The 24,925-nt window shown below is 39.8% G+C and carries 17 protein-coding genes; 9 read left to right on the forward strand and 8 right to left on the reverse strand.

The features are described 5' to 3' along the window. The first annotated feature begins 136 nt into the window (after positions 1-136). Entirely contained in the window at positions 137-2,149 is a 2,013-nt protein-coding gene (locus tag EDC17_RS06230) for a heavy metal translocating P-type ATPase (RefSeq protein ID WP_132777285.1), read from the forward strand. Positions 2,150-2,189: 40 nt separating this feature from the next. On the opposite strand, the gene EDC17_RS06235 is transcribed toward EDC17_RS06230, so the two are convergent. Continuing rightward, positions 2,190-2,822, reverse strand: coding sequence for a sterol desaturase family protein (locus EDC17_RS06235; RefSeq protein WP_243646061.1), 633 nt, complete (start codon positions 2,820-2,822; stop codon positions 2,190-2,192). Between the two features lie 248 nt (positions 2,823-3,070). Between EDC17_RS06235 and EDC17_RS06240 the strand changes: the two genes are divergently transcribed. Next, complete coding sequence (locus EDC17_RS06240) at positions 3,071-5,731, forward strand: DNA gyrase/topoisomerase IV subunit A (protein ID WP_132777286.1); 2,661 nt, start codon at positions 3,071-3,073, stop codon at positions 5,729-5,731. Between the two features lie 34 nt (positions 5,732-5,765). On the opposite strand, the gene msrA is transcribed toward EDC17_RS06240, so the two are convergent. Beyond that, entirely contained in the window at positions 5,766-6,281 is a 516-nt protein-coding gene (msrA, locus tag EDC17_RS06245) for a peptide-methionine (S)-S-oxide reductase MsrA (RefSeq protein WP_132777287.1), read from the reverse strand. A 122-nt stretch (positions 6,282-6,403) separates the two neighbouring features. On the opposite strand from msrA, the gene EDC17_RS06250 reads away from it, so the two are divergent. The 6 genes from EDC17_RS06250 to EDC17_RS06275 all read left to right on the forward strand — a co-directional run bounded on the left by EDC17_RS06250 (position 6,404) and on the right by EDC17_RS06275 (position 18,269). Next, on the forward strand, positions 6,404-7,627 hold the full coding sequence (locus tag EDC17_RS06250; protein WP_132777288.1) for a C40 family peptidase: 1,224 nt from the start codon (positions 6,404-6,406) through the stop codon (positions 7,625-7,627). A gap of 6 nt (positions 7,628-7,633) precedes the next feature. Continuing rightward, complete coding sequence (locus EDC17_RS06255; protein WP_132777289.1) at positions 7,634-8,683, forward strand: dipeptide epimerase; 1,050 nt, start codon at positions 7,634-7,636, stop codon at positions 8,681-8,683. A gap of 45 nt (positions 8,684-8,728) precedes the next feature. Then, positions 8,729-11,938, forward strand: a complete 3,210-nt coding sequence (locus EDC17_RS06260) for a SusC/RagA family TonB-linked outer membrane protein (RefSeq protein WP_132777290.1) — start codon at positions 8,729-8,731, stop codon at positions 11,936-11,938. Positions 11,939-11,956: 18 nt separating this feature from the next. Beyond that, entirely contained in the window at positions 11,957-13,456 is a 1,500-nt protein-coding gene (locus EDC17_RS06265; RefSeq protein ID WP_132777291.1) for a RagB/SusD family nutrient uptake outer membrane protein, read from the forward strand. Positions 13,457-13,680: 224 nt separating this feature from the next. After that, a complete protein-coding gene (locus EDC17_RS06270; protein ID WP_132777292.1) occupies positions 13,681-16,839 on the forward strand; it encodes a SusC/RagA family TonB-linked outer membrane protein in 3,159 nt (1,052 codons plus the stop codon). 11 nt (positions 16,840-16,850) lie between these two features. Next, on the forward strand, positions 16,851-18,269 hold the full coding sequence (locus EDC17_RS06275) for a SusD/RagB family nutrient-binding outer membrane lipoprotein (protein WP_132777293.1): 1,419 nt from the start codon (positions 16,851-16,853) through the stop codon (positions 18,267-18,269). A 237-nt stretch (positions 18,270-18,506) separates the two neighbouring features. Here the strand turns inward: EDC17_RS06275 and EDC17_RS06280 are convergent, their stop codons facing one another. Continuing rightward, positions 18,507-19,295, reverse strand: coding sequence for an SDR family oxidoreductase (locus tag EDC17_RS06280; RefSeq protein ID WP_132777294.1), 789 nt, complete (start codon positions 19,293-19,295; stop codon positions 18,507-18,509). A gap of 158 nt (positions 19,296-19,453) precedes the next feature. Between EDC17_RS06280 and EDC17_RS06285 the strand changes: the two genes are divergently transcribed. Continuing rightward, on the forward strand, positions 19,454-19,828 hold the full coding sequence (locus EDC17_RS06285) for a hypothetical protein (protein ID WP_132777295.1): 375 nt from the start codon (positions 19,454-19,456) through the stop codon (positions 19,826-19,828). A 7-nt stretch (positions 19,829-19,835) separates the two neighbouring features. On the opposite strand, the gene EDC17_RS06290 is transcribed toward EDC17_RS06285, so the two are convergent. The 5 genes from EDC17_RS06290 to EDC17_RS06310 are packed head-to-tail and all read right to left on the reverse strand — an operon-like array spanning position 19,836 to position 24,860. Further along, positions 19,836-21,374 carry a SulP family inorganic anion transporter gene (locus tag EDC17_RS06290; RefSeq protein ID WP_207895704.1) on the reverse strand — a complete coding sequence of 513 codons (1,539 nt, stop codon included), beginning with the start codon at positions 21,372-21,374 and terminating at the stop codon, positions 19,836-19,838. A gap of 41 nt (positions 21,375-21,415) precedes the next feature. After that, positions 21,416-22,435, reverse strand: coding sequence for an N-acetyl-gamma-glutamyl-phosphate reductase (gene argC, locus EDC17_RS06295; protein WP_132777296.1), 1,020 nt, complete (start codon positions 22,433-22,435; stop codon positions 21,416-21,418). A gap of 15 nt (positions 22,436-22,450) precedes the next feature. Continuing rightward, the gene (locus EDC17_RS06300) at positions 22,451-22,897 is read right to left on the reverse strand and encodes a GNAT family N-acetyltransferase (protein ID WP_132777297.1); all 447 of its coding nucleotides are present in this window, start codon (positions 22,895-22,897) and stop codon (positions 22,451-22,453) included. Then, positions 22,897-24,084, reverse strand: a complete 1,188-nt coding sequence (gene argG / locus EDC17_RS06305; protein ID WP_132777298.1) for an argininosuccinate synthase — start codon at positions 24,082-24,084, stop codon at positions 22,897-22,899. Before argG ends, EDC17_RS06300 begins: the two co-directional genes overlap by 1 nt. Before the next feature lie 56 nt (positions 24,085-24,140). Next, a complete protein-coding gene (locus tag EDC17_RS06310; RefSeq protein WP_132777299.1) occupies positions 24,141-24,860 on the reverse strand; it encodes a GNAT family N-acetyltransferase in 720 nt (239 codons plus the stop codon). Between the last annotated feature and the right edge of the window lie 65 nt (positions 24,861-24,925).

Here is a 24,925-nt window from a genome sequence, read left to right on the forward strand (position 1 = left end):
ATTTTTTTAGCAAAACAAATATACTTTTTACCATAGAAATTAACGATGTACTCTAAACAATTCGTAAAAGATTGCCTATATTTAATAAGCCAATCCATTACTTGTCGTTCAAGATATAGACACTAAAAACAGACACATGGCATCACAGAAAACATATAGCGACACGGAAGAAAACTGCTGCTCCACACCTACACCAATAGGCCAGCACCGCCATACTCAAGAACATTCAGAACATACGCATACGCACGATGATGACGATGGACACAACCATAGCCACGCCGTCAGTGGTAGCATATGGCGTATGTTCTTACCATCACTGCTATCTCTTCTGCTTTTGCTTACTGCTATCACTTTTGACAATTGGTGGCCACAAGAATGGTTTAGCGGCACTGTCCGTTTTTTATGGTACGTGACGGCCTATGGCATTGTAGGCTTTCCTGTCATTAAAGATGCTTTTGTGAGCATCACCAAAGGCGATATATTTTCCGAATTCCTGTTGATGACTATTGCGACAGTGGGTGCATTTTTCATTGAAGAGTATCCTGAAGCCGTAGCCGTCATGCTGTTTTATTCTGTAGGAGAAGTTTTTCAAAGTATGGCCGTGTCACGTGCAAAAAGAAATATTCAATCGCTATTAGACCAACGTCCGGATGAAGTCACTATTTTGCAAAATGGCCAATCCATTGTCATTCCGGCCATGCAGGCTAATATTGGAGATATTATTCAACTCAAACCCGGGGAAAAATTGGGATTAGATGGCGAATTGGTTTCTGAAAAAGCGATCTTTAATACTTCGGCATTGACGGGAGAAAGCAAACCGGACACCAAAGATAAGGGAGAGTCTGTTCTCGCCGGGATGATTAACCTCAATACCGTAACACATATACGCGTGACTACAGCCTACGCCGATAGCAAATTGAGTAAAATCTTAGAGCTCGTACAAAATGCCTCTTCACAAAAGGCGCCAACCGAACTTTTTATTCGAAAATTCGCTAAGGTCTACACACCCATTGTCGTCCTTTTAGCGATCTGTATTTGTTTATTGCCAGCCTTATTTGTCAGCAACTATATATTTAACGAATGGCTGTACAGAGCCTTGATATTTCTAGTAATCTCGTGTCCCTGTGCTTTGGTCATTTCGATTCCACTGGGGTATTTTGGAGGAATAGGTGCGGCGAGCAAAAACGGTATTTTGTTCAAAGGCTCGAATTATCTCGATACGATTGCCAATATTCAACACATCGTCATGGACAAAACAGGAACCATGACAGAAGGAGTTTTCAAGGTTCAGGAGGTCAATTTTAAAACAGACATTGACAGCAATTTGATGCTACAATACGTCAATGCAGTAGAAAGTCAAAGCACCCATCCTATTGCGACAGCTATACATGATTATGTAGGCGAGGTAGACCCCTATATTCGCTTGGTGAATACGGAAGAGATTCCAGGCCATGGACTTCAATCGACCATTGAAGGCAAAGAATTGCTGGTTGGGAATTTCAAACTGTTAGACAAATTTGGCATCCCTTACGATACAGACCCTACAACTATTGTCTATACGACCCTGGCCATAGCTTATGATCAGGAATACATTGGTTATATAACTATTGCCGACCAAATCAAGGCGGACGCTCAGCAAACTATCAATGAACTAAATCGACTTCAGGTCCAAACTACGATGTTGAGTGGAGACAAAGACACTGTAGTGGCGCATGTTGCAGATCAATTGGGCATCAAAAACTATTACGGCAACTTATTGCCCGAAGACAAAGTCAATAAGGTCAAAGCGATCAAACAAAAGAATCAATCTGTAGCCTTCGTCGGTGATGGCGTGAATGATGCACCTGCCGTGGCGCTAAGCGATGTGGGTATCGCTATGGGAGGATTGGGCTCAGATGCCACGATCGCAACAGCGGATGTCATCATTCAAGATGATAAACCTTCCAAATTGCCTATAGCCATCCGAATTGGTAAGAAAACAAAACAAATCGTTTGGCAAAATATCACTTTAGCATTCGTAGTCAAAGCTATTGTCCTCCTGCTGGGTGCAGGTGGATTAGCTACGATGTGGGAAGCAGTTTTTGCAGATGTTGGCGTATCGCTACTCGCCATTTTGAATGCAGTACGTATTCAGAAAATGAAATTTTAAGCACCCCTAAAAAAATAAAAGCAATCAGAATTGATTGCTTTTATTTTTTATTCTTGTTCGCGAATCCCGAACCAAAAACCTTATCCCAAATAGCTGAACTTACACCAAATCCTTTTTCCGGATCAGAATAATGGTGAAGCATATGATGATCTTTTATTTTCTTAAATAATCCCGATTTGAAATTCGCGTGGTGCATCGCATAATGGCATTCGTCATAGATTAAATAGCCAAATAAAAAACCAGCAAAGAAGCCCGCCAAAGTATATTCCGAGAAAAATAAATAAAACAAAAAGTAAATAATCGTAGCCATCGGAATACTTGCTGACAAAGGCATCACCAGACGTAAGCGATCCTTTGGGTAATCGTGATGTACACCATGAAAAATAAAGTGAATACGCTGTCCCCATTCACTCTTCGGGTGGAAGTGGAACACCCATCGGTGTAATACATATTCCGCTAAAGTCCAAAAGGCCAACCCAAACATAAAATACCCAAAAACGGCTGAAGCACTCATCTCCCCCGCGACATAGGCTTTCCGAATAAAATATAGGATAACGGGAATCCAAAAAATTAAAGGAACCGAATAATGAACTTTGGTTAAAGACTCAAGAAAATCATTCTTGAACATACGTGTACTTTCGGTAGAATTCGATACGTAATTTCGTTTTGCCATATGAATAAGTATTTATAAAAGTAACCTACTTCCACTTTTTACTTAATTGTATTCCTAGATGTAACTACAAAATTAATACCTTATCATCAGTTTGAAAACTATAAATCGTCATTTTTCTGTACTTTTTGACTTTACAAGAGATTAAGTCAGATTTTATTATTCCTTTTAAATAAGTTCCATTAGATAGAAATTTGTAATTTTACCAAATTCAAAAACTTGAATCCGTATAACAATCAAATAAAAATTAAATGATTGACGAAACGATTAATCCTGAAGATAATAGTCAAGATCATAATTTAACACCAGAAAGCGAACATGCGAGCAATACAACTCCCCTCTCGGGATTGTACGAAAATTGGTTTTTAGACTATGCCTCTTATGTAATTTTAGATCGTGCGGTACCGCATATTAACGATGGTTTCAAACCTGTACAACGCCGAATTCTGCATTCTTTCAAAGAGAAAGATGATGGCAGATTCAACAAAATAGCGAACGTCGTGGGGCACACAATGCAATATCACCCACACGGTGATGCTTCTATTGGTGATGCGATCGTACAATTAGGACAAAAAGACTTGTTAATCGATTGTCAGGGTAACTGGGGTGATCCAGTCACCGGTGACTCGGCTGCGGCTTCACGTTATATCGAAGGCCGTCTATCAAAATTTGCTAACGATGTCGTATTCAACCCGGATACTACCGAATGGCAATTGAGTTACGATGGACGTAATAAAGAACCTATTACCTTACCAGTAAAATTCCCTTTGCTATTAGCGCAAGGAGCTGAAGGTATTGCTGTAGGTTTGGCGACGAAGATCATGCCGCACAACTTTACCGAATTAATTGATGGCTCGATACAAGTACTGAAAGGCGAACGACCAAATATTTACCCCGACTTTCCGACAGGAGGATATGCGGATATCTCTAACTACAATGAAGGTCAGCGTGGTGGTAAAATCCGTGTGCGTGCTAAGATTGAAGAACGAGATAAAAAAACGCTCGCTATTACCGAGATTCCATTCGGCACTACCACCGGTAGCTTGATTGAAAGTATCGTCTCAGCAAACGATAAGGGTAAAATCAAAATCAAAAAAATCGAAGACAATACCGCCAAAGATGTAGAAATCATGATACATCTTGCTCCTGGTATTTCGCCTGATGTGACCATTGATGCATTATATGCTTTCACATCCTGTGAATCTTCCATTTCGCCCAACACCTGTGTGATCAAGGATGACAAACCTCATTTTATGAGTGTCAATGATATCTTGACCGAAAACACATTACAAACCAAAGAACTCTTGAAAAGAGAATTGGAGATTCGTCTCAACGAGCTTCAAGAGAAAATATTCTTCAACACCCTACTGAAAATTTTCATCCAAGAAGGGATGTACAAGCACCCGAATTATGAAAATGCCGGTGATTTTGATACAGTAGTACAGGTGCTGAATAATTTGTTTGAACCATTCTTCGAACAATTCTACAGAGAAATTCTGCCGGAAGATTACAAAAAGCTAATCGACAAACCGATGAGTAGCATCACCCGATTTGATGTGAAAAAGGCGGATGAGCAGATGAAGGCGCTGAATGATGAGATCAAAGAAGTTAAGAAAAACTTAAAGCATCTTACAGAATACGCGATAGAATGGTTTGAGTACCTACGCAATAAATACAGCAAAGGCCGCGAACGTAAAACCGAGCTTCGTGTATTCGACAAAGTAGAAGCATCCCAGGTTGCCTTAGCCAATGCAAAACTGTATGTCAATCGCGCCGAAGGATTTATCGGTACGGGCATGAAGAAAGATGAATTTGTAACGGATTGTTCGGACATTGACGACATCATCGTATTCCGTGAAGACGGAAAATACAGTGTAGTAAAAGTGCAGGACAAAGTATTCGTAGGCAAAGACATCATCCATGTGGCGGTATTCAAAAAAGGTGACGAACGCACCATTTACAATGCCATCTACCGCGATGGTACGAATGGCAATACCTATGTCAAACGCTTTGCCGTAACGGGTGTTACACGTGAAAAAGATTACGACGTAACAAAAGAAACAAAAGGTTCCAAAATACTATACTTCACGGCCAACCCTAATGGTGAGGCTGAAGTGGTAAACGTACAGTTGAAACCACACACCAAATTGCGCAAACTAACATTCGATCTTGATTTTGCCGAAATAGCAATCAAAGGTAAAGGCTCGATGGGTAATTTGGTATCCAAATTTCCTGTAAAGAAAATCACATTCAAAAGCGCGGGCGTATCCACGCTTGCAGGTCGAAAAATATGGTATGATGATATCCTAAAAAGACTCAATGCAGATGAGCGTGGTAAATTTTTAGGCGAATTTGACGGGGACGACAAAATACTGATGGTATTTAAAGATGGTACGTACGAGTTGTCCAATTTCGATCTGAGCAATCACTTCGATGAAAAGATGATCCGTATCGAAAAACACTTGCCTAATCACGTATACACAGCTGTACATCAAGATGGTAAATCTGGTGCTTATTATGTAAAACGCTTTGTATTTGATGATATTCCTTTGGGCAAGCGTTTATCCATTATCAATGATGAACCAGGGTCTAAATTGATCTTATTGACCAATAATCTCAATCCAATTGTTAAAATCAAGCAATTGAAAGGCAAATCACAGGTTGAGGAAATTGTAGATCAACCATTAAAAGAATTGATTGACGTCAAAAAAATTAAAGCTCAAGGCAATCGTTTATCCTTCCACAATGTGCAGAAGGTGACGGCGATAACAGAAGAGGTGGATTTGGCCATTCCAGCAAAGGAAGAGACGGCTCCACAGGAAGAGGCCGCAGCAACAGATAATATATCATTGGAAATTACTAACCCCGACGACATCCAAATAAGTGAAGATGGGCAAATGGGATTATTCTAACAAAAAAGGCTTGAAATTTCAAGCCTTTTTTGTTTTATTTTTGGAGAGTTTTTAGGTATTTAGTCAATTTCGGTGCTATCACTGCGGCACAAAATGGATTTTCAGGATTACGATTGAAATAATTTACATGATAATCCTCGGCCGGCCAAAACGTCTCTGCTTCCTCTACAGCTGTCACAATCGGATCAGCATAAACACGAGCTTCCTCCAAGCCTTGGATAAACTGCTCTGTGAACTCGCGCTGTTCATCATTGTGGTAGAATACCACCGAACGATATTGCGTTCCCACATCTTCCCCCTGACGATTTAATGTCGTCGGATCATGCGTCTTGAAAAATACAGCCAATAAGTCTGCGAAAGAGACCTTGCTCTCATCAAAATCCAGATGAACGACCTCCACGTGCCCCGTAGCTCCCGAACATACTTGCTCGTAAGTAGGATGCTCTCTTTTGCCCCCCATATAACCCGGCAATACCGAATTTACACCTTCTGTATTTAAAAATATTATTTCCGTACACCAGAAACAACCTCCACCAAATGTTGCTTTCATAAGTTTATTCGTTATTTTATCAACTATGTTACAAAAAACGCTAAAACATTTAACAAATCACACATATGAATGCCATTTTTTGCATTCTTTATATTAAATTTATGCACTGACAATTAAATTTTATGATGAAAAAACTCAGTTATTTCTATTTACCGCTAGCCTTTTTTTGGGGTAGCGTCAATATGGCTACTGCACAGGTAGATTCGACGATGTATAAATCTATTGTGAAAGCAATAGATGCCGGTAAGCCAAAATTTGCACCTGACAAACGCACCAAGTTATTGGAACTGGTGACTGCGGACGTAAAAAACAACAAGTATACCATTCAAACGACGGAAAAAGAAGTCATTCCTTTCTTACGCCAAGAACTACAAAACTTTAATTCCAATATTCAATATAGACTTTTACCAGATAGCACTGTAGCTGAGAAAACGCACGGCATCATTATCCTATCGGTAGCCAATCTACGTACCAAACCAGGACATAGTGAAGAAATGGCAACTCAGATATTGATGGGTACACAGGTAGACATCCTTCAAAAAGCCCGTGGAGAATATCGCGTACGTACTCCCGAAGGTTATATTGCATGGATTCCTACTGCATCCGTAGCCGAAATGAATGACGCCGAACTAAAAGCTTGGAAAGAAATGCCAAAAGTGATTTATACCAATGAGTTCGGTAGATCATACTCTGAAGCAAATCTAAATAGCTTGCGTGTTTCGGATTTGGTGTATGGAAATATATTAGCACTTCAAAAAACGGATGGAAAATTTCATCAGGTAAAATATCCCGACGGTCGTACGGCGTATATCTTAAAAGAAGAAGCCAAATCCTTTGATGATTGGTTGGCTACGCGTAATCTGACTCCCGAAAACGTATTGAATAGTGCCTTATCGATGCTCGGATTACCTTATCTATGGGGCGGTACATCGGTAAAAGGTGTGGACTGCAGTGGCTTCACCAAAACAGCATTCTATATGAATGGTTATGTCATTCCACGCGACGCTTCGCAACAAGTATTAGCTGGTGAGCCGATTGAAATATTGGGAAAAGACGGAGAATTTGACCTGGAGTTAGCTTTAAACAATCTTAAGGCTGCTGATCTTTTATTTTTTGCTTCAGGTAAAAATTCTAATCCTAATGCACGTATCACACACGTGGCTCTATATTTAGGAAATGGCGAATTTATACATTCTGCAGGCAGAGTGCGTATCAATTCTATGCTCAAAGATTCGCCTAAGTATGACGATTTTCAAACTCGTACAGTGGTATCAGCAAGGAGATATATAGGCGCGTCAGATCCACAAATCCAACCAATCAAAGAAAACAAATCGTATACAAAATAGATAATAATGAGCAGCTGGGAAACGCGAAGGATGGGCAAATTTACGCTCCGCTTCAAACCTTATACTTTAGAAATGCGTCATGTCTTTACTGTCGCTTCTTTTAGTCGCACGACAACTCCGGTTGTATTGACAGAGCTGGAATATGATGGTATCATTGGATATGGTGAAGCGAGTATGCCTCCATACCTTGGAGAATCACAAGAAAGCGTGACAAAATTTTTAAGTCAGTTGGACTTATCTGGATTTGACTCCCCTTTCCAAACCGCCGAGATATTGGGCTACGTAGATCAGATAGCAGCAAAAAATACCGCAGCAAAAGCGGCTGTAGATATTGCATTGCATGATTTATTGGGGAAAATTATGAATCAGCCGTTTTACAAAATCTGGGGGCTTAATCCAGATTTAATCCCGCCGACATCCTATACCATTGGCATCGACAGCGAAGACATGGTTCGTAAGAAGGTGATGGAAGCGGACCAATTCAAAATTTTAAAGGTCAAATTGGGATTGGACACCGATAAGATGATAATCGAAACCATCCGCTCGGTGACGGATGTGCCTTTGTGTGCAGATGTAAACCAAGGATGGAAAAATAAGGAAGAAGCCTTAGAAATGGCGCATTGGTTACACGAAAGGAATGTCGTATTCTTAGAGCAACCGATGCCTAAAGAAATGATCGATGAAAATGCGTGGCTGACAGCACACTCTCCTATTCCTACGATTGCCGATGAAGGCTGCCAACGTCTGCTGGATGTTCCCAAATTGCAAGGGGTCTATACCGGAATCAATATTAAGTTGATGAAATGTACGGGTATGCGTGAGGCAAAGCAAATGGCCGAACTAGCACGATCCTTAGATATGAAGGTTATGTTAGGCTGTATGACCGAAACCTCATGTGCTATTTCTGCTGCTGCTCATTTAGCTCCTTTAGTAGATTGGGCGGATTTGGACGGCGCATTATTAATAGGTAATGATATATATGATGGAATGCGCGTAGAAGATGGCCAATGTATATTACCAAATCGCCCAGGCATTGGAATAATAAAAAAAAAATAATATCATTATAGTGTATAATACTAACTAATATTCAAACTAAATTCTATGAAACATCCTATCCTTACCATGATGTGCTTAGCGGCTTGCGGGGGAATGCAAGTTGTGAATGCGCAACAAATACCTATTGCAGGTAAAGTTACGGATCAAAATGGCGCCCCTTTGGCGGGTGTGACCATCAGTGTAAAAGGCACCAATGTAGCTGCATCGACAAATTCCAGCGGTTTATTCAGCATAAATGCAGATCAGAATGCGACTTTGATAATTTCCTCAGTGGGCTATATTTCGCAAGAGATTACAGTATCTGGTCGCAAAACCATCAACGTAACCTTATCCTCCGGCGATGAAGAACTGGACGAAGTTATCGTAGTAGCCTACGGTACAGCCAAAAGAAGTACGTTTACTGGTTCAGCAGCTACTGTGAAATCCGATGAGATTAAAGATGTTCCTACCACTTCATTTGAAGATGCGTTGCGTGGCAAAGTAGCGGGTATGAATGTCACTTCTACTTCTGGACAAGCTGGATCAACATCTTCTATACGTATACGCGGTATTGGCTCTATGAATGCATCCAATGAACCGCTTTACGTTATCGATGGTGTACCTGTAGTGTCGGGCGATGTATCTCAAATGTCGGGCTACACATACAATACCAACAATGTGATGAGCACATTAAATCCCAATGATATCGAGTCAATCACGGTATTGAAGGATGCTGCAGCTTCATCTTTGTATGGATCTCGCGCAGCCAATGGTGTTGTGATCATCACCACTAAAAAAGGTAAAACCGGCGCAGCTAAAATTAATTTCAAAAGTTCTCTGGCACTGAGTCCTTCTTGGGCTACGGACAATTATAAACCAGCCAGCGTACAGGAGCAAGTCAACATATTATATAGTCTACTCTATGATTCGCGTATCGCCGCAGGTCGTACCCCTGAGCAAGCGAATGAACAAACATTGATGCGTCTAAACTCGCGCAACTGGTCACCGGGAGCTTCATACGGTAATCCAGTGACTTCGTATGGTTTTGGTATGCATGGCTACGAATTTTCGACCGAAGGTACTTCCATGTTTGAGAATGTGACGATCAAAGGCAAGACCGATGGGGTTGAGAATAGAGATGGTAAATATTTTGATTGGAATGATGTACTATTTAGGACTGGAAAGTACAATGTAAATGACCTTTCGGTGAGTGGTGCGACAGAGACAACCAATTATTTCTCATCATTAGGCTATACTTCTGACAAAGGAAGATCTGTTTTAAATGATTACGAAAGATTTAATGGACGTATCAATCTAACACAGAAAATAGGATCATTATTAGAGTTTGGGGCAAATCTTTCATTAGCAAACACGAATCTATCGGGTGTCAATGATACTAGAAATACCTCGACAAACTACCTTTACCAAGTAAGCAACCTTTTATGGCCTTTGTATTGGCCTACGGATTACAAAACAGGTGATACATGGACGAATAGGTATGCAAGTTATGCCCAAAACGTACCGTATTACAACAACGAGTGGGAAAATGGAACCGGCACAAGAAGAATTTCAGCAACTCCTTCCCTATTACTCAAACTATTACCTGAATTATCCGTAAAGACGATATTCTCATTCGACGAGACAAATTCTAAAGATCATCTTTACTATAGTGCGAATCATTATACAGGAGCTACCGACAAAGGTGTTGTCCATGAAATGGTGACCAACTACCGTAAGTTAGTATCATCGACAACAGCAAACTATACCAAATCCGTTGACCTACACAATATAGGACTATTGGTGGGCTGGGAAGCTGAAAAAAACAACACCGATTTTGTTCGTGCAACAGGTCGTGATTTACCAAATTCGACATTGCACACCGTAGCAACAGCGGGTAAATTAGAATCTCAAGCATATAGCTGGGGTAATACAATCTTATCCGGTCTTTCGCGTGCTGAATACAATTTTGATGAAAAATATTTTGCTTCGGCATCCTTCCGTCGTGATGGTTCATCCAAATTGGGACCTGCTGTAAGATGGGGTAATTTTTGGTCTGTTGGTGGTGCATGGAATATAGGTAAAGAAAGTTTTATTGCTAATGTTCCTGCAATCGATGCTTTACGCCTAAGGGCTTCATACGGTATCAATGGTACCCTGCCAAACGAGAACAATGCATGGAGAGAATTGATTACTTACGGAAGTAAGTATATGGAAAATCCAGGAGGAAGCTTAGCGAATTCTGCTAACCCTAATCTTACTTGGGAAACCAACTACAACACCACAGTAGCGTTAGAATTTGGATTATTTAAAAACAAGTTGTTTGGTACATTAGAATATTTCAACCGTGATTCTAAAGACTTAATCCAGAATGTTCCGCAGTCTACGGTGACAGGCTTCAGTTCGACAGTTCAAAACATTGGTCAAATCAATAACAAAGGTGTAGAAATCACTTTGGGATCTGATATCATCAAATCGGAAGACTGGAATTGGACATTGAGTGTGAACGCGGCTACCACGAATTCTAAAATTGTAAAATTAAACAATAAGGAAAATATCATTTGGTCCGACCCTACTGGCGGCGATGGTAGAGCAACATACATTTATCAAGAAGGTGAATCTTATCTTTCATTCTATGGCTTAGAATGGGCGGGCACAGACCTCACCAACGGAAGAAATGTGTGGTTCGTCAACGATAATAACAATCAAGATGGCGACTTTATGTTCAATGGAAAAGGCGCTACGTATGATTACACCAAAGCAAACCGTGTGATTATAGGAAGTGGTATTCCAAAATTATATGGTGGTATTAACTCGAATTTGGATTACAAGAAATTCTCTTTGGGATTGAACTTCAATTACAGAATCGGAGGAAAACTTTATGATTCGGCTAACAAAGATGTAGCGGATGACGGTTACTATTGGGAACGTATGCACTCACAAATCTTTGCTGATGAAACATGGAGTCCAAACAATACTGCAGGTCCATTACCAATGGTTTCAGGCCGTGATTTAGAGGATGTCAACCAACGCAGTAGCAGACACCTGTACGATGCAAGCTTTATCAGACTTAAAAACATTTCTCTTGCCTACACGGTTCCAACGGAATTCTTAAGATCTATTAGAGTGAGCAATGCCAGAGTATATTTCAACGGAACCAACCTATTGACTTTCAGTAAGTTCAAAAATGCAGATCCAGAAGTGAATCAATTCAGCACGCGAGGTTGGGAAACACCGCTTTCGAAGATTTACACATTTGGTATTGACTTTAGTTTTTAACATCATAGAATTGAGATAATGAAAAAAATTATATTAGCGTCTTGTCTTTTTGCTGCAACTGCTGTATCTACATCATGTAGCAATTTTCTGGACGTAAAACCGACTCACGCTGCTGACGCATCTAGCTCTATTGCTACAGCTGCAGATGCCTTGGTGGTTATTAGGGGATTAATGAGTAATATGGCAAGTGGCAGCTATTACGGCCGTAATTTCCCCCTTTATGGTGATGTAAAAGGTGGGGATTTCACGATTGTATCCCAAGGTAGAGGGTATGACTACTTGTATGTATTCAATCACAGCACCAATGCCAACAATTATTCATCCGTATGGACACAAGGGTATTATTGTATAGCGCAGATCAACAATCTTCTAGAACAAATTGAAAAGATAAAAGCAAATGGTTCTACCGAAAATTTTGACTCTTATATAGGCCAAGCTTTGACCGCAAGGGCGATGATTTACTTTGACCTTGTGCGCATGTATGGCGAGCCTTATAATGAGAATAAAACCGCATTAGGTGTGCCTATGACTATAGCTTCGTTAGAGTTTCACGCCAAACCTGTTCGCAATACTGTAGAAGATAACTACAAACAAATACTCCAAGATTTGAAAGCTGCTGAACCGTTACTTAATAAGGCTAAAAGCAATGGTTTCATCAACTATTATGCAAATAAAGCAGTGCAAGCCAGAGTCTATCTATACCAAGAAGATTTTACAAATGCATTAACTGCTGCCGAAGAAGTGATTGGTGCTACTCAATACGAATTATATAATAATACTGGGAATAATTCGTGGCTGACATCTTGGTCTACGCAATTCAGCTCGGAATCTATTTTTGAATTAGCTGTATTACCGGGTGAAGGTGATTTGGGCAACTCCTCTTTAGGTGCATATTATAGAAGAAGAGGACATCCTAACACAACCATCGCTGCGGGATATTTTACAGCTAGTACTGCTTTTATCAATCGTCTAGCACAAGATCCAGACGACGTACGAAAAGCTATCATGTCCTACGACGAAGTATCCAATACACGTTTGGGATCATTATACAAATATTCAGGTAGTACCGATGTATCTGCTAATACAGGTAAAGGTGATGGCAAAGGCAATACAACGGCTGTAAATATCAAAGTTATCCGATTATCAGAAGTCTATTTAATTGCAGCAGAATCTGCTTTACGTCAAGCGTCTCCGAATCTTACTAAAGCCACTACTTATTTGAACGCTATTCGAAAGCGATCTCCTAATTTGGCGGCAGCAACAACAGCAACAATAAATTTGGATATGATTGCGGACGAAAGATCCAAAGAGTTGATTGGCGAAGGCCATAGATTTTTTGACATGATGCGCTGGAATAAATCCATCACCTTTGATGATGATTTAGGAAGTATATCCACTATTCACCGTCAAAAAACAATTGACAGATCTTTCTTCAAAACCATTTTACCAATTCCACTAGCGGAAATAAACGCGAACTCGGAGATTGCGAAGCAGCAAAATCCAGGTTACAACAACTAACATACAAGAAGGCTCCCCAATGGGAGCCTTTTTTATTGAATATCCGTAGCTTATTCTACAGATGAATTTAATTTTCAAATTTTCATCACCTCAAACCTCTCTTTTCAATTATAAATTCTTTTTGTAAACATATCTACCATTTAATTATTATATTTAGTTAATAAATATTTAGAGTTTATTAATTCTTTTAAAATAAACTCGGCAACCAACTAAACCCCAAATGTATGAAAAGCGCTATACTAACACTTTCATGTGTACTTGCGTATGGTATGCAAGTCCTCAATGCACAACAAATTCCTATTGCAGGTAAAGTTACGGACAGTAGTGGGACCCCGCTAGCAGGAGTTACCATCACCGTAAAAGGTACCAACATCGCTGCTACATCCAATCAAAATGGATTATTCACCATCAATGCCAACCAAAATGCTACACTCATCATCTCGTCTGTGGGCTACCAAAGCCAAGAACTAGCTGTAGCAGGTCGCAAAACCATTAACATTATGTTATCTACCAACGATCAAGAGATCGATGAAGTGGTAGTAACAGCCTTAGGTATTGAACGCTCCGAGCGCTCGTTGGGATATGCTGCACAAAAAGTTAGCGCCGAAAATCTGACAGCGAACAAACAGAGCAACGTGGTGAATGCCTTACAAGGAAAAGTAGCAGGTGTGACCATTTCAAGCACCGGAGGTGCACCCGGACAAGGTGCCAACATCCAAATTAGAGGTATCAATTCTGCAGATCCTAATCGAGATAATAGCCCATTATTTGTTATCGATGGTGTTCTTATGGACAACTCCACTTCCACCACCGGCAATAGAGCTACAGAGAGAGGGATAAGTAACCGTGCTGCAGATATTAATCCGGATGACATAGAATCGATAAATATCCTGAAAGGTGGTGCTGCTACCGCGTTATATGGTCTTCGAGGAGCCAATGGTGTTGTAGTCATCACGACCAAATCAGGTAAAGCTGGAGACATTAGAATTAATTATTCGGGGTTAGCAGGTTTTGAAAATGCCAATAAATTTCCCGAACTCCAAGATGTATATACCCAAGGATGGGCCTACGAATATGATCCACAATCTTTTTGGCCTGCTTTCGGACCTACTATAGAAGAAGCTAAAAAATTAGACCCCACCCATCCAGACAAGTTGAAAAATCACTTTAGGGAGGCTTTTGACACCGGAAATCAGTTCAAAAACAGCTTAAGTCTGTCAGGAGGTAATGATAAAGCTAATTTTCTTGCTTCCCTAGCCCAGTTTAGTTCCAAAGGAATTATGCCCGGCACGGACTTTAAAAATTATTCCGGACGTATCAACACTAATTTCAAAGCCAGTGAGAAAGTGAATTTTGGCGCGAGTATGGCGGTCAATAATTCGGGAGGACTAAGAGGACGCGCAGCAAGATATATGGAACAGTTGGTGTATTGGTCACATCGTCATGATGTGCGTCAAGACATTTTCAAACCTGATGGCACGGTAGGCGGATATTCCAATGACAACGTAAATCCCATCGCACAATCATTATCCAACCAATTCAGAGATGATGTCTTGCGCATGGTTGGGTCATTTAACGCTTCTTACAAACCATTAAGTTGGTTAGATTTTAATTATCGTTTGGGATTGGATATGTATAGAGATAACCGCACGGCAAAAGCACCAGGTATGCAAGGCTTGCCTGGAGAATATGAATTGAGTAATAATGGCGTGACGGCCGCACCCGGTAGAGGTTTGATTGGTGTATATGACACAAAATTTCGTGCTATCAACAGCACATTTATAGCAAACATCACCAAACAGTTTAATGATGATTTTACAGCAACATTAAGGCTGGGACATGATTTATACGATAGAGATATCGTAAATGAAAATACAGAAGGTGGAGACTTAACGATTTACAATTGGTATAATTTAAGTAATGCAAAAATCGTAAGCGCTTGGTCCGGAGGGGAGAAATATCGCCTTATGGGTTTTTTTGGTGAGTTAGCCTTAAATTATAAGAATTATTTATTCTTTAATATTACTGGAAGAAATGATGTGACATCCTCCTTGCTAAAACCTAATAATTCATTCTTCTATCCATCGGCAACGGCATCGTGGATTTTCAGTGAACATTTAGATACCGAGGGTGCATTAAGCTATGGTAAACTTAGAGGATCTTTTGCAAAAATTGGTAAAGATGCCTTGGCCTACTCCACAAGTGTGGGTTCTGCCATCTACCAAAATTTGCCTGTAGGATACACGGGCTTCACGCGCGCCAGTTTATTAGGCGACCCCGAGTTAAGACCTGAATTTACGGAAGCTTATGAAGCTGGTCTAGAATTAAAATTTTTCCAAAATAGATTAGGTATTGATGCGACCGTATACCAATCTACAAGTAAAGACCAAATTATAAGGACGCCTGTTACTTCTACGACAGGATATGTAACTGCTGCTATTAATGCGGGAGACATACGCAATCGAGGCTTTGAATTAGCCATTGATGCCACACCTCTACGGAGAGAAGGAATATCATGGAATACCACCTTCAATTTTTCGCTAAATAGAAATAAGGTACTTTCTTTATATGAGGGACTGGACGAAATTTTGGTGGCTGAAGAAAGTGGCTATTTAAGTAGTAATGTGCAGATGAAATTAATTCCAGGAGAATCCTATGGAATACTTTATGGTAGGGCGTGGAGAAGATATTATTCGCCGGAAGAAATCGCTCAAGGACTAGACCAAACCACCGAAATCGATCCTAATCGTCCCTTACTTATTAGTGCCAATGGGTTTCCAGTCTTAGACAATGCCAACAATAAGAAAAAACTAGGTAATGTGCAGCCGGATTGGATTGCCGGATGGAATAATACGTTTACGTATAAAAATATAACCCTTAATATGCTTATTGACGCACGCATTGGACAAGATCGATACAACAAGTTGGATAATCACTTGGCCTCTTTTGCATACCCTAAATATACATTGGATCGCAATGATTATCGTGTTTTCGAAGGTGTATTGGCGGATGGCACAGCCAACACCAAAGAGGTGTGGTTAGGTCAGGGAGTAGATCCTGTAAATGGAGTGAACTACGGCAATGGGTATTATAGAGACTATTACCGCGGAGCCTCCGAATATTTTGTCGAAGATGCATCATGGGTAAGATTACGTTCGGTGTCCATCAACTACAATTTACCGAAAAAATGGTTAGGTGCAGGCAACGTAGTAAAAAATGCTTCTATCGGATTCACAGGAAATAATTTAGCACTCTGGACCAAATACTCTGGACTCGATCCCGAAAGCACGACAACCAATAGCGGTTCGAACATCGAAGCTTTCGCCGGTATGACTTACCCGGCTGTCCGAAGTTTCTTATTTAATATTAATGTAGGCTTCTAACCTTTAAGATTATGAAAACGTACAAAATTAAGAATTTGGTATATATGTCCTTAGCTATGCTAAGTCTAAATACAAGTTGTGGCGATTATTTTGAGGTCACGGATAATCCATCTTTAGTGAATAACCCGAACATCAACGGCATGTTGACAACGGCAACACACAAAGCCGCTCTCAATAGTTATAATGTCGCCTATATTATTTCCAATTATTGTCAGTATACGGCGAGTCCAACTCCGGGAAGTGCCACCGATAATTACGAACCTACGAACAATGCTTCTACTTGGGATGCACTATACTACGCCTTGTCGGATCTCCAAGATTTAATTACCAAATCCGAAGCAGAGGGAGCACAGCATCATTTGGGGATTGGAAAGCTATTAATGGCCTATCAATTGGGATTAGTAGCTGATTTATGGGGATCAGCGCCCTATTCCGAAGCATTTCTGAAGGTAAATACTTTACAACCAAAGTTTGATTCCGAAGAAGAACTTTTTGAAGCACAGAAAAATTTGATAGACGAAGGAATTGCCAATCTACAACAATCCGCTTCAGCCACATTGGGCCAAAATGCAGACCTAATTCATGGCAATAATGTCCAAAAATGGATAAAAACAGGTTATGCCCTGCAAGCGAGATTATTAAATAAAATAAGTAAAAAACCGGCTTACAACGCAGCAACTGTGCTCAGTGCCATAGACAAATCGTATCAGTCCAATGGAGATGATGCCGGGATGCGTGTTTTTAATGGAATCAATCCGTGGGCACAAGTAGCACGTAATAATGAAAATCTATTACTTGATGGCTGGCTTTCCGCCAATTTTATAAATCATCTGAATGGGACTAAATTTGGCTTCGAGGATCCGCGCATCAAATTCATCACGGAAAAAGCGCAAGTCGGAAACGTTTATATAGGTACTGTCAATGGCCAAGGAAATATTGGTTCGAATTCGGCAAAGGATGAGAGTTACATCAGCAGAAAGTCGACCTTAACCGCAGATACCTCGGCAGTCACCATCATTTCTTTTGCGGAGATAAAAATGCTGGAGGCGGAAGCAGCATTAAGAGCGAATAACAGACCTAGAGCTTACCAAGCTTATTTGGCGGGTATACGTGCCAATTTCAATAAAATTGGAGTTAGTACATCAGAACTCAATGATTACATCGCGCGTCCTTCAGTGGCCGTAGGAGAAGGCAATCTACAGCTGAATGATATATTTAGAGAGAAATATATCATTACCTATTTAAATCCAGAAGCCTGGAATGATCTAAGAAGATTTGATTACAAAATCAAAGATTTTAAGATGCCGGTGAATGCTAAGTTGTCCACTTTTATTCGACGACTAGCTTATCCATCTTCAGAGCGTGCAGAGAATGGTAACAATGTACCAGCAGAAGTCTCTCTAGACACCAAATTATGGTGGGATCAATAACGAATAGATAAAAGGTTCCCGTAGTTGGAGGGCACTGAAAAAGTCCTCTTCAAAAATTTGAGTATCAAAAAAAGTGAAAAAGCCCATATTTAACCCACTGAGAATCTCATATTTGAAGAGTTGTTGCTAAATGCATTCAAATAAACAAAGGATAAGGGCTTATGAGTATAAAAATTCATAAGCCCTTTTTTAGTGGATAGTTTTTCAGTGCCCTCCGTAGTTGGGAGCCTTTTTTATTTAAAATAAACTCTTTGCGATTCCACCATCTAAAGGAATACTTGCTCCCGTTAAGAAAGACGCGTATTCCGAAGCCAAAAATGCCACCAAATAACCATATTCTTTGGGATCACCCAGGCGCTTAGCAGGTACGGATTGTATACGATTAGCACGTACCTCATCAAAAGAATTTCCTTCTTTTGATGCTTGATTATCCATCAACGAAGTCAATCGTTCCGTTTCAAAATAACCTGTCAAAATAGAATTAACAGTAATATCATCTTTAGCTACTTCATTGGCTAAGGATTTGGACCAAGATACCAAAGCTGTACGCATTGTATTGGATAGGACCAAATTGTTTTGTGGTTCCTTCACAGTCATTGAAGAAACATTTATAATCCGACCCCCACCATTTTCTCGCATCTTAGCAAGCGCAAGATTAGTTGTATATACGGCATTTTGAAACAAGAGATTAAAGGCTTGCTGATAATCTGCTTTGGTCAGTTGTAAGATAGTACCAGGATTAGGACCTTGCGTATTATTGACCAAAATATCTACGGCATATTTTTCAAAATATTCATCCATGTGGCTTACATATTTTACATGATCCAAATAATCAGTTACGATATAGGTATGATGTTGGTCCACATCTGTACGCAGCTCTTTTAAAGTCTCTTGAAGTTTCTCCTCATTCCTACCGACCAATGTTACATTGGCGCCACAGTTGGCTAATTGCAGTGCGATTGCTTTTCCTATACCGGAGGTGCTTCCTCCAACTAACGAGTTTTTCCCATTCAAGCTTATTTCCATAGTCATATTTTAGAATTCTAAAATACAAATTATCTGCTATTTGTAATCCAAAAGCTTAAAGCTTACATATTGACAATCAACAAGACGCAGGAAAATAGTTAGGGATATTAAAAATCTTTTCCTTATATTTATATAACCACTTATAAACACGCTCTACTATGCAAACTAAAACAGAATTCCTGATTTGGGACAAAATAGTCAATAGTGCTAAACAACGTTTTAATTACGAAGAGTATTTACAGTATTTTTCTGATTCCAAAATTTATGATAAGATAATTCTTCATATAATTGTTGGGTTCGCTTCAGGAGAAAGCCACAATACCATTTCCACCAATTTACATAATGAACTCACGCATATAGGCATTCATGTGTACGAACATGTTGTAGATGAAATCATCAGTGATAAACATGTCGTATTCAGTGCCGAAATTTATGCAGCCTATCTGACCTTTTCTATGTTAGAAGATGGCGACAGCGAAATCGAAATCCTTGGATACGTGACAGATTTGTTAGAAAAACCTAAAGTATATTAGTCCTAATTTAAGGCATTACTTTATACGTCGGATCTTCTTCGATATTCACTTCAATAATTCCTTTAGCATTTTCTAAAAGACTAATACTGTCTTTGCTTAAATGTCTTAGGACAACTTTCTTATTGACTTTAGCATACTTTTCAGTAAGCTTATTTAAAACTTCGATAGCCGACATATCCACTACCCGAGATTCTTTGAAATCGACAATAACAAGGTCAGGATCCTCTTGAATATCGAATTTGTCTATAAAATTAGAGGTCGACCCGAAAAACAACGGACCATATATTTCATAAACCTTATTTCCAAATTCATCAACAGATTTGCGGGCCCGAATACGCTTGGCATTATCCCACGCAAAAACTAAAGCAGAAACTACAACACCAATCAAAACAGCTAATGCTAGATTGTGAAGAAAAACTGTGATAGCAGCGACCAATATTCCTACGAAAATATCTGATTTAGGCATCTTATTGAGAACTTTTAGCGATGCCCATTGAAATGTCCCTATTGAAACCATCATCATCACCCCTACCAAGGCCGCCATGGGGATCTGCTCAATCACAGGACCTCCTAAAAGAATAACTACCAAAATACCCAACGCACCTACGGCCGCCGCTATTCTTGTACGCGCGCCCGCATCCAGGTTGACCAATGTTTGAGCCACCATCGCACAGCCGCCCATTCCACCAAAAAAACCATTTACCATATTGGCTGTGCCTTGTGCCATTGCTTCACGGTTGGAATTTCCTTTGGTATTGGTAATTTCATCCACCATACTAAGCGTCAGCAGCGACTCGACCAGCCCTACTCCTGCCATAATCAGAGCATACGGAAATACAATTTCCAATGTTTCCCAATTCACAGGAACCATAGGAATATGAAAAGTAGGCAGAGAGCCACTAACAGATGCGATGTCCAGCACTTTTTTGGTATCAATGTGAAAGAAAAAGACCAGAGCAGATGTAAGAATAATAGCGACCAAGGATGCCGGTATAGCCTTAGTTAATCGAGAAAATCCCAATACAACAAGAATGGTCAATAAAGTAAGACCTCCCATGATGTACAGATTTGTCCCGGTCATCCAAGAAGATATGCCATTTTCTACGACTTTAAACTGTTGCACCTGAGCCATGAAGATAATGATAGCCAAGCCATTGAGAAAGCCATACATAACAGGCTGAGGTATCAGTCTCACGAATTTGCCTAGCTTGAAGAGGCCTACAAGAATTTGAATCAACCCTGCCAATATAACGGTAGCTAGCAAATACTCTACGCCATGCGATACAATCAAAGCCATCAGGACAACTATTGTTGCTCCCGCCCCACCAGACACCAATCCCGGTCTTCCGCCCAATATCGCTGTTACGATCCCCATCAAAAATGCAGCATATAAGCCCATTAATGGTGTAAGCCCCGCCAGAATTGCAAATGACAATGACTCCGGAATCATAGTCATGGACACCGTCAAGCCTGCTAAAATTTCATTCTTGAAATTGATTTTGGAAATATTTTGTGAATCGAATACCATAGAAAATAATAAAGCCATCAGGATATGATGGCTTTACAAAAATATAAATCTTTTATGGATTAAAATCCTACGGATTTTAAATTTAACCCTGCTCTTTCTTCCAAACCAAACATCAAATTCATATTCTGAACCGCTTGCCCCGAAGCTCCTTTCAATAAATTATCGGTAGCATTGAGAATTAACAGTTTATTACCGTGTTTTTCTAAATGAATAATGGATTTGTTCGTATTTACGACCTGTTTTAAATCTATATTAGCTTTAGAAACCAACGTAAAAGGATGAGAGGCATAATACGAATTATACAATTCATAAGCTTCTTCTTCCGTAAGATCAGAATCTACATAAATGGAAGAAAATATACCTCTTGTAAAATCCCCTCTTTGTGGCACAAAATTGATCTTCTCTGCTGCCCGCTCTAACAAGGATTGGTCTGAATGAGGTAGAAATCCATCTTGCAATTGATCTAGAGATTCGGAAATTTCTTGTAAATGCTGATGTTCAAACGATTTGTAAGCTGACAAGTTATTATTACGCCAAGAGAAATGTGTAGTTGCACCGGGCTTTTGTCCAGCCCCCGTAGAACCCGTCGTCGCATTGATATGAATCTGATCTGGCAACAAACCTTTCGACGCTAATGGTAACAAGGCTAATTGAATATTCGTTGCAAAACAACCCGGATTAGCTATGTAATGCGCTGTTTTGATCGCTTCGCGATTTAATTCCGGTAATCCATACACAAATTCTTGCCCTTGATAGGTTGTATTGGCACGAAGTCGATAGTCTTGTGATAAGTCTATAATCTTTACCGCAGAATCAATTGGATTAGATTCCAAAAATTTGCGTGCGTCACCGTGTCCCACACACAAAAACAACACATCAATATTGGAATGAAAATCTGATGAGAATTCTAATTCTGTATCACCAAATAAATCATTGTGTACGGCATATAATTTATTTCCAGCATTCGAAGCCGAATTAGCAAATACAATTTCTACCGATGGATGAAATATCAAAATACGTAATAATTCGCCTCCCGTATATCCTGCCGAACCGATTATGCCTACTCTTATTTTGCTCATAGTGAAAGTTAAGGTTTATATAAACTTCTTGTAAAGCAGGAATTCTTTATCAGGTTCCTGCAACTCAAAGCCTAAATGTTGATAGAGCTTTTGCGCTACGAAATTATCAACTTGGGTTTCTAACTGTACAAAATTTGCGTCGTTGGATTTAGCAAATTCAATAACTTTATTTATTAACTGAGTAGCTACTCCAGTTTTTCTATATTCTTCTAGCACGAATAAATCATTCAAAATCCAGTTTTTGACCATTCGTGCTGAAGAATATGTTGGGTAGAGCTGTGTGAACCCTACCGCAATATTTTTATCGTAATAGATATAAATAACAGATTCTTGATTTTTGATACGTTCAGATAAGAATTGCTCAGCCCCTTTTAAATCGGAATCTTTCTTATAAAAGATTCTATATTTATCGAATAGGCCTACTAAATCAGGTAAATTATCTAATGTACCAAAAGAAATCATTAACCTTTGCTATTTACTTTGTGCCAGATGATCGTTTGGTTTCCGAAGATTTTTGAGAATCCTTTTACGTCATCTCCTGTGTAACCTTCGTTCATCTCACCGTAGCTACCAAATTTATTATTCATCAAATCGTGCTCCGATTCTATACCTACAATCACAAAACGGTATGGGTGCAATTCCACAATAACGCGACCTGTTACGGTTTCTTGAGATGAAGACAAAAATGCTTCGATATCACGCATTACTGGATCGTGCATTTGACCTTCGTGCATCCAGTTTCCGTAGAAACCAGCGATCTGGTCTTTCCAAGCCAATTGCCATTTCGTAAGTGTATGTTTCTCTAAAGTATGGTGTGCTTTCACTAGGATAATCGGAGCAGCAGCCTCAAAACCTACACGTCCTTTGATACCGATAATCGTATCTCCTACGTGAATGTCACGACCAATACCGTAAGGCTGTGCTAAATCTTGTAATTGCTGAATAACTTTAACGGCACCAATTTTTTCACCATTTAACGCTACAGGTTCACCTTTTTCGAAATCAATAGTTACCGTTTGCGGCTCTGTAGAAGTCGCAGCTGTAGGCCAAGCGGATTCTGGCAAGTATTGGTTGGATGTCAATGTCTCCGCACCACCTACTGAAGTACCCCAAAGTCCTTTATTGATCGAATATTTAGCCTTTTCAGCGCTATATGGAAAACCATGCTGTGCTAAATAGTCAATTTCTGCCTCACGCGATAATTTAAGATCGCGGATTGGCGTAATAATTTCAACACCCGGAATCAAAGTGTTAAAAATCATATCAAAACGAACTTGATCATTACCCGCTCCTGTAGAACCGTGTGCTACAGACTCTGCACCAATTTTCTTCGCATAGTTGGCAATAGCCGTAGCTTGACAAACACGCTCAGCAGATACAGACAATGGATAGGTAGCATTTTTCAATACATTACCAAAGATCAAATATTTAATAGTATCGCGGTAGTAGTTTTCAGTCTCGTCTATTGTAGTATGTGATTTTACACCCAACTCATACGCACGAGCCTCGATATTCTTGATTTCTTCAGCCGAGAAACCACCTGTATTAACGACTACAGAGTGTACTTCTAAGCCCAAATCTTTGGATAGATAAATACAACAAAACGATGTATCTAGACCACCACTAAATGCTAAAACTACTTTTTTCATTCTTTTATGCTATATTTTAGAGTAATAAGCTTTATTCCTAAAGCTTTACAAATGTACTAATTATAATTCTTTGCTGTTTTCACGCTAACTGGAAATACCGTAGCAATAATCTTTTTCGTACTGCCCCACAGTTTTGCTTCAATACGCTTCAGCAAGGATTGTTTTTTCGAAATTCTTTCCAAACGTTCTTTAGCTTCTGCTCTTCGCTTCAATCGCTCTTGTAGTTCTTTGGCCTTTTCCTCCGGATCCCACAGCATAGCCGTACACATACAGTTTTTGCGCTCCTTGCTCACCAAGATATCATAGTTGATACAGCTTTTGCAGCCTGCCCAAAACTCCTCATCTTGTGTCAATTCCGAATACGTAACAGGCTCATAGCCCAATTCGGAGTTAATCTTCATTACCGCCAACCCCGTAGTCAATCCAAAAATCTTAGCCTTCGGATATTTCTCGTGCGAAAGTTCGAAAACACGTTTCTTAATCGCTTTTGCTAGACCGACTTTACGAAATTCAGGACTTACGATAAGACCAGAATTGGCCACATAATCCCCATGCGACCAGGTTTCGATATAGCAAAACCCTGCCCAGCGACCATCCTTGTGTAAAGCAATGACCGCTTTTCCTTCTACGATCTTATTAGCGATATACTCCGGCTTACGTCTGGCAATACCTGTTCCACGTGCCTTTGCAGACTCAAACATTTCGCTACAGATTGCTTCAGCATGTACTACGTGTTCAGCTGTCGCAGGAATAATTAAAAAATCTGAAATTGTCATCTTAAGATGTCGACCTAATAATTAACGCACTGATGTGCAAATAATAAAATAACTAAGGGTAAATA

Source organism: Sphingobacterium alimentarium (genome assembly GCF_004342685.1).
GTDB lineage: Bacteria > Bacteroidota > Bacteroidia > Sphingobacteriales > Sphingobacteriaceae > Sphingobacterium > Sphingobacterium alimentarium.

Coding starts and splice junctions, on each gene's coding strand:
- EDC17_RS06230 (WP_132777285.1), top strand. CDS start 137: ATGGCATCACAGAAAACATATAGCGACACGGAAGAAAACTGCTGCTCC.
- EDC17_RS06235 (WP_243646061.1), bottom strand. CDS start 2,822: ATGGCAAAACGAAATTACGTATCGAATTCTACCGAAAGTACACGTATG.
- EDC17_RS06240 (WP_132777286.1), top strand. CDS start 3,071: ATGATTGACGAAACGATTAATCCTGAAGATAATAGTCAAGATCATAAT.
- msrA (WP_132777287.1), bottom strand. CDS start 6,281: ATGAAAGCAACATTTGGTGGAGGTTGTTTCTGGTGTACGGAAATAATA.
- EDC17_RS06250 (WP_132777288.1), top strand. CDS start 6,404: ATGATGAAAAAACTCAGTTATTTCTATTTACCGCTAGCCTTTTTTTGG.
- EDC17_RS06255 (WP_132777289.1), top strand. CDS start 7,634: ATGAGCAGCTGGGAAACGCGAAGGATGGGCAAATTTACGCTCCGCTTC.
- EDC17_RS06260 (WP_132777290.1), top strand. CDS start 8,729: ATGAAACATCCTATCCTTACCATGATGTGCTTAGCGGCTTGCGGGGGA.
- EDC17_RS06265 (WP_132777291.1), top strand. CDS start 11,957: ATGAAAAAAATTATATTAGCGTCTTGTCTTTTTGCTGCAACTGCTGTA.
- EDC17_RS06270 (WP_132777292.1), top strand. CDS start 13,681: ATGAAAAGCGCTATACTAACACTTTCATGTGTACTTGCGTATGGTATG.
- EDC17_RS06275 (WP_132777293.1), top strand. CDS start 16,851: ATGAAAACGTACAAAATTAAGAATTTGGTATATATGTCCTTAGCTATG.
- EDC17_RS06280 (WP_132777294.1), bottom strand. CDS start 19,295: ATGGAAATAAGCTTGAATGGGAAAAACTCGTTAGTTGGAGGAAGCACC.
- EDC17_RS06285 (WP_132777295.1), top strand. CDS start 19,454: ATGCAAACTAAAACAGAATTCCTGATTTGGGACAAAATAGTCAATAGT.
- EDC17_RS06290 (WP_207895704.1), bottom strand. CDS start 21,374: ATGGCTTTATTATTTTCTATGGTATTCGATTCACAAAATATTTCCAAA.
- argC (WP_132777296.1), bottom strand. CDS start 22,435: ATGAGCAAAATAAGAGTAGGCATAATCGGTTCGGCAGGATATACGGGA.
- EDC17_RS06300 (WP_132777297.1), bottom strand. CDS start 22,897: ATGATTTCTTTTGGTACATTAGATAATTTACCTGATTTAGTAGGCCTA.
- argG (WP_132777298.1), bottom strand. CDS start 24,084: ATGAAAAAAGTAGTTTTAGCATTTAGTGGTGGTCTAGATACATCGTTT.
- EDC17_RS06310 (WP_132777299.1), bottom strand. CDS start 24,860: ATGACAATTTCAGATTTTTTAATTATTCCTGCGACAGCTGAACACGTA.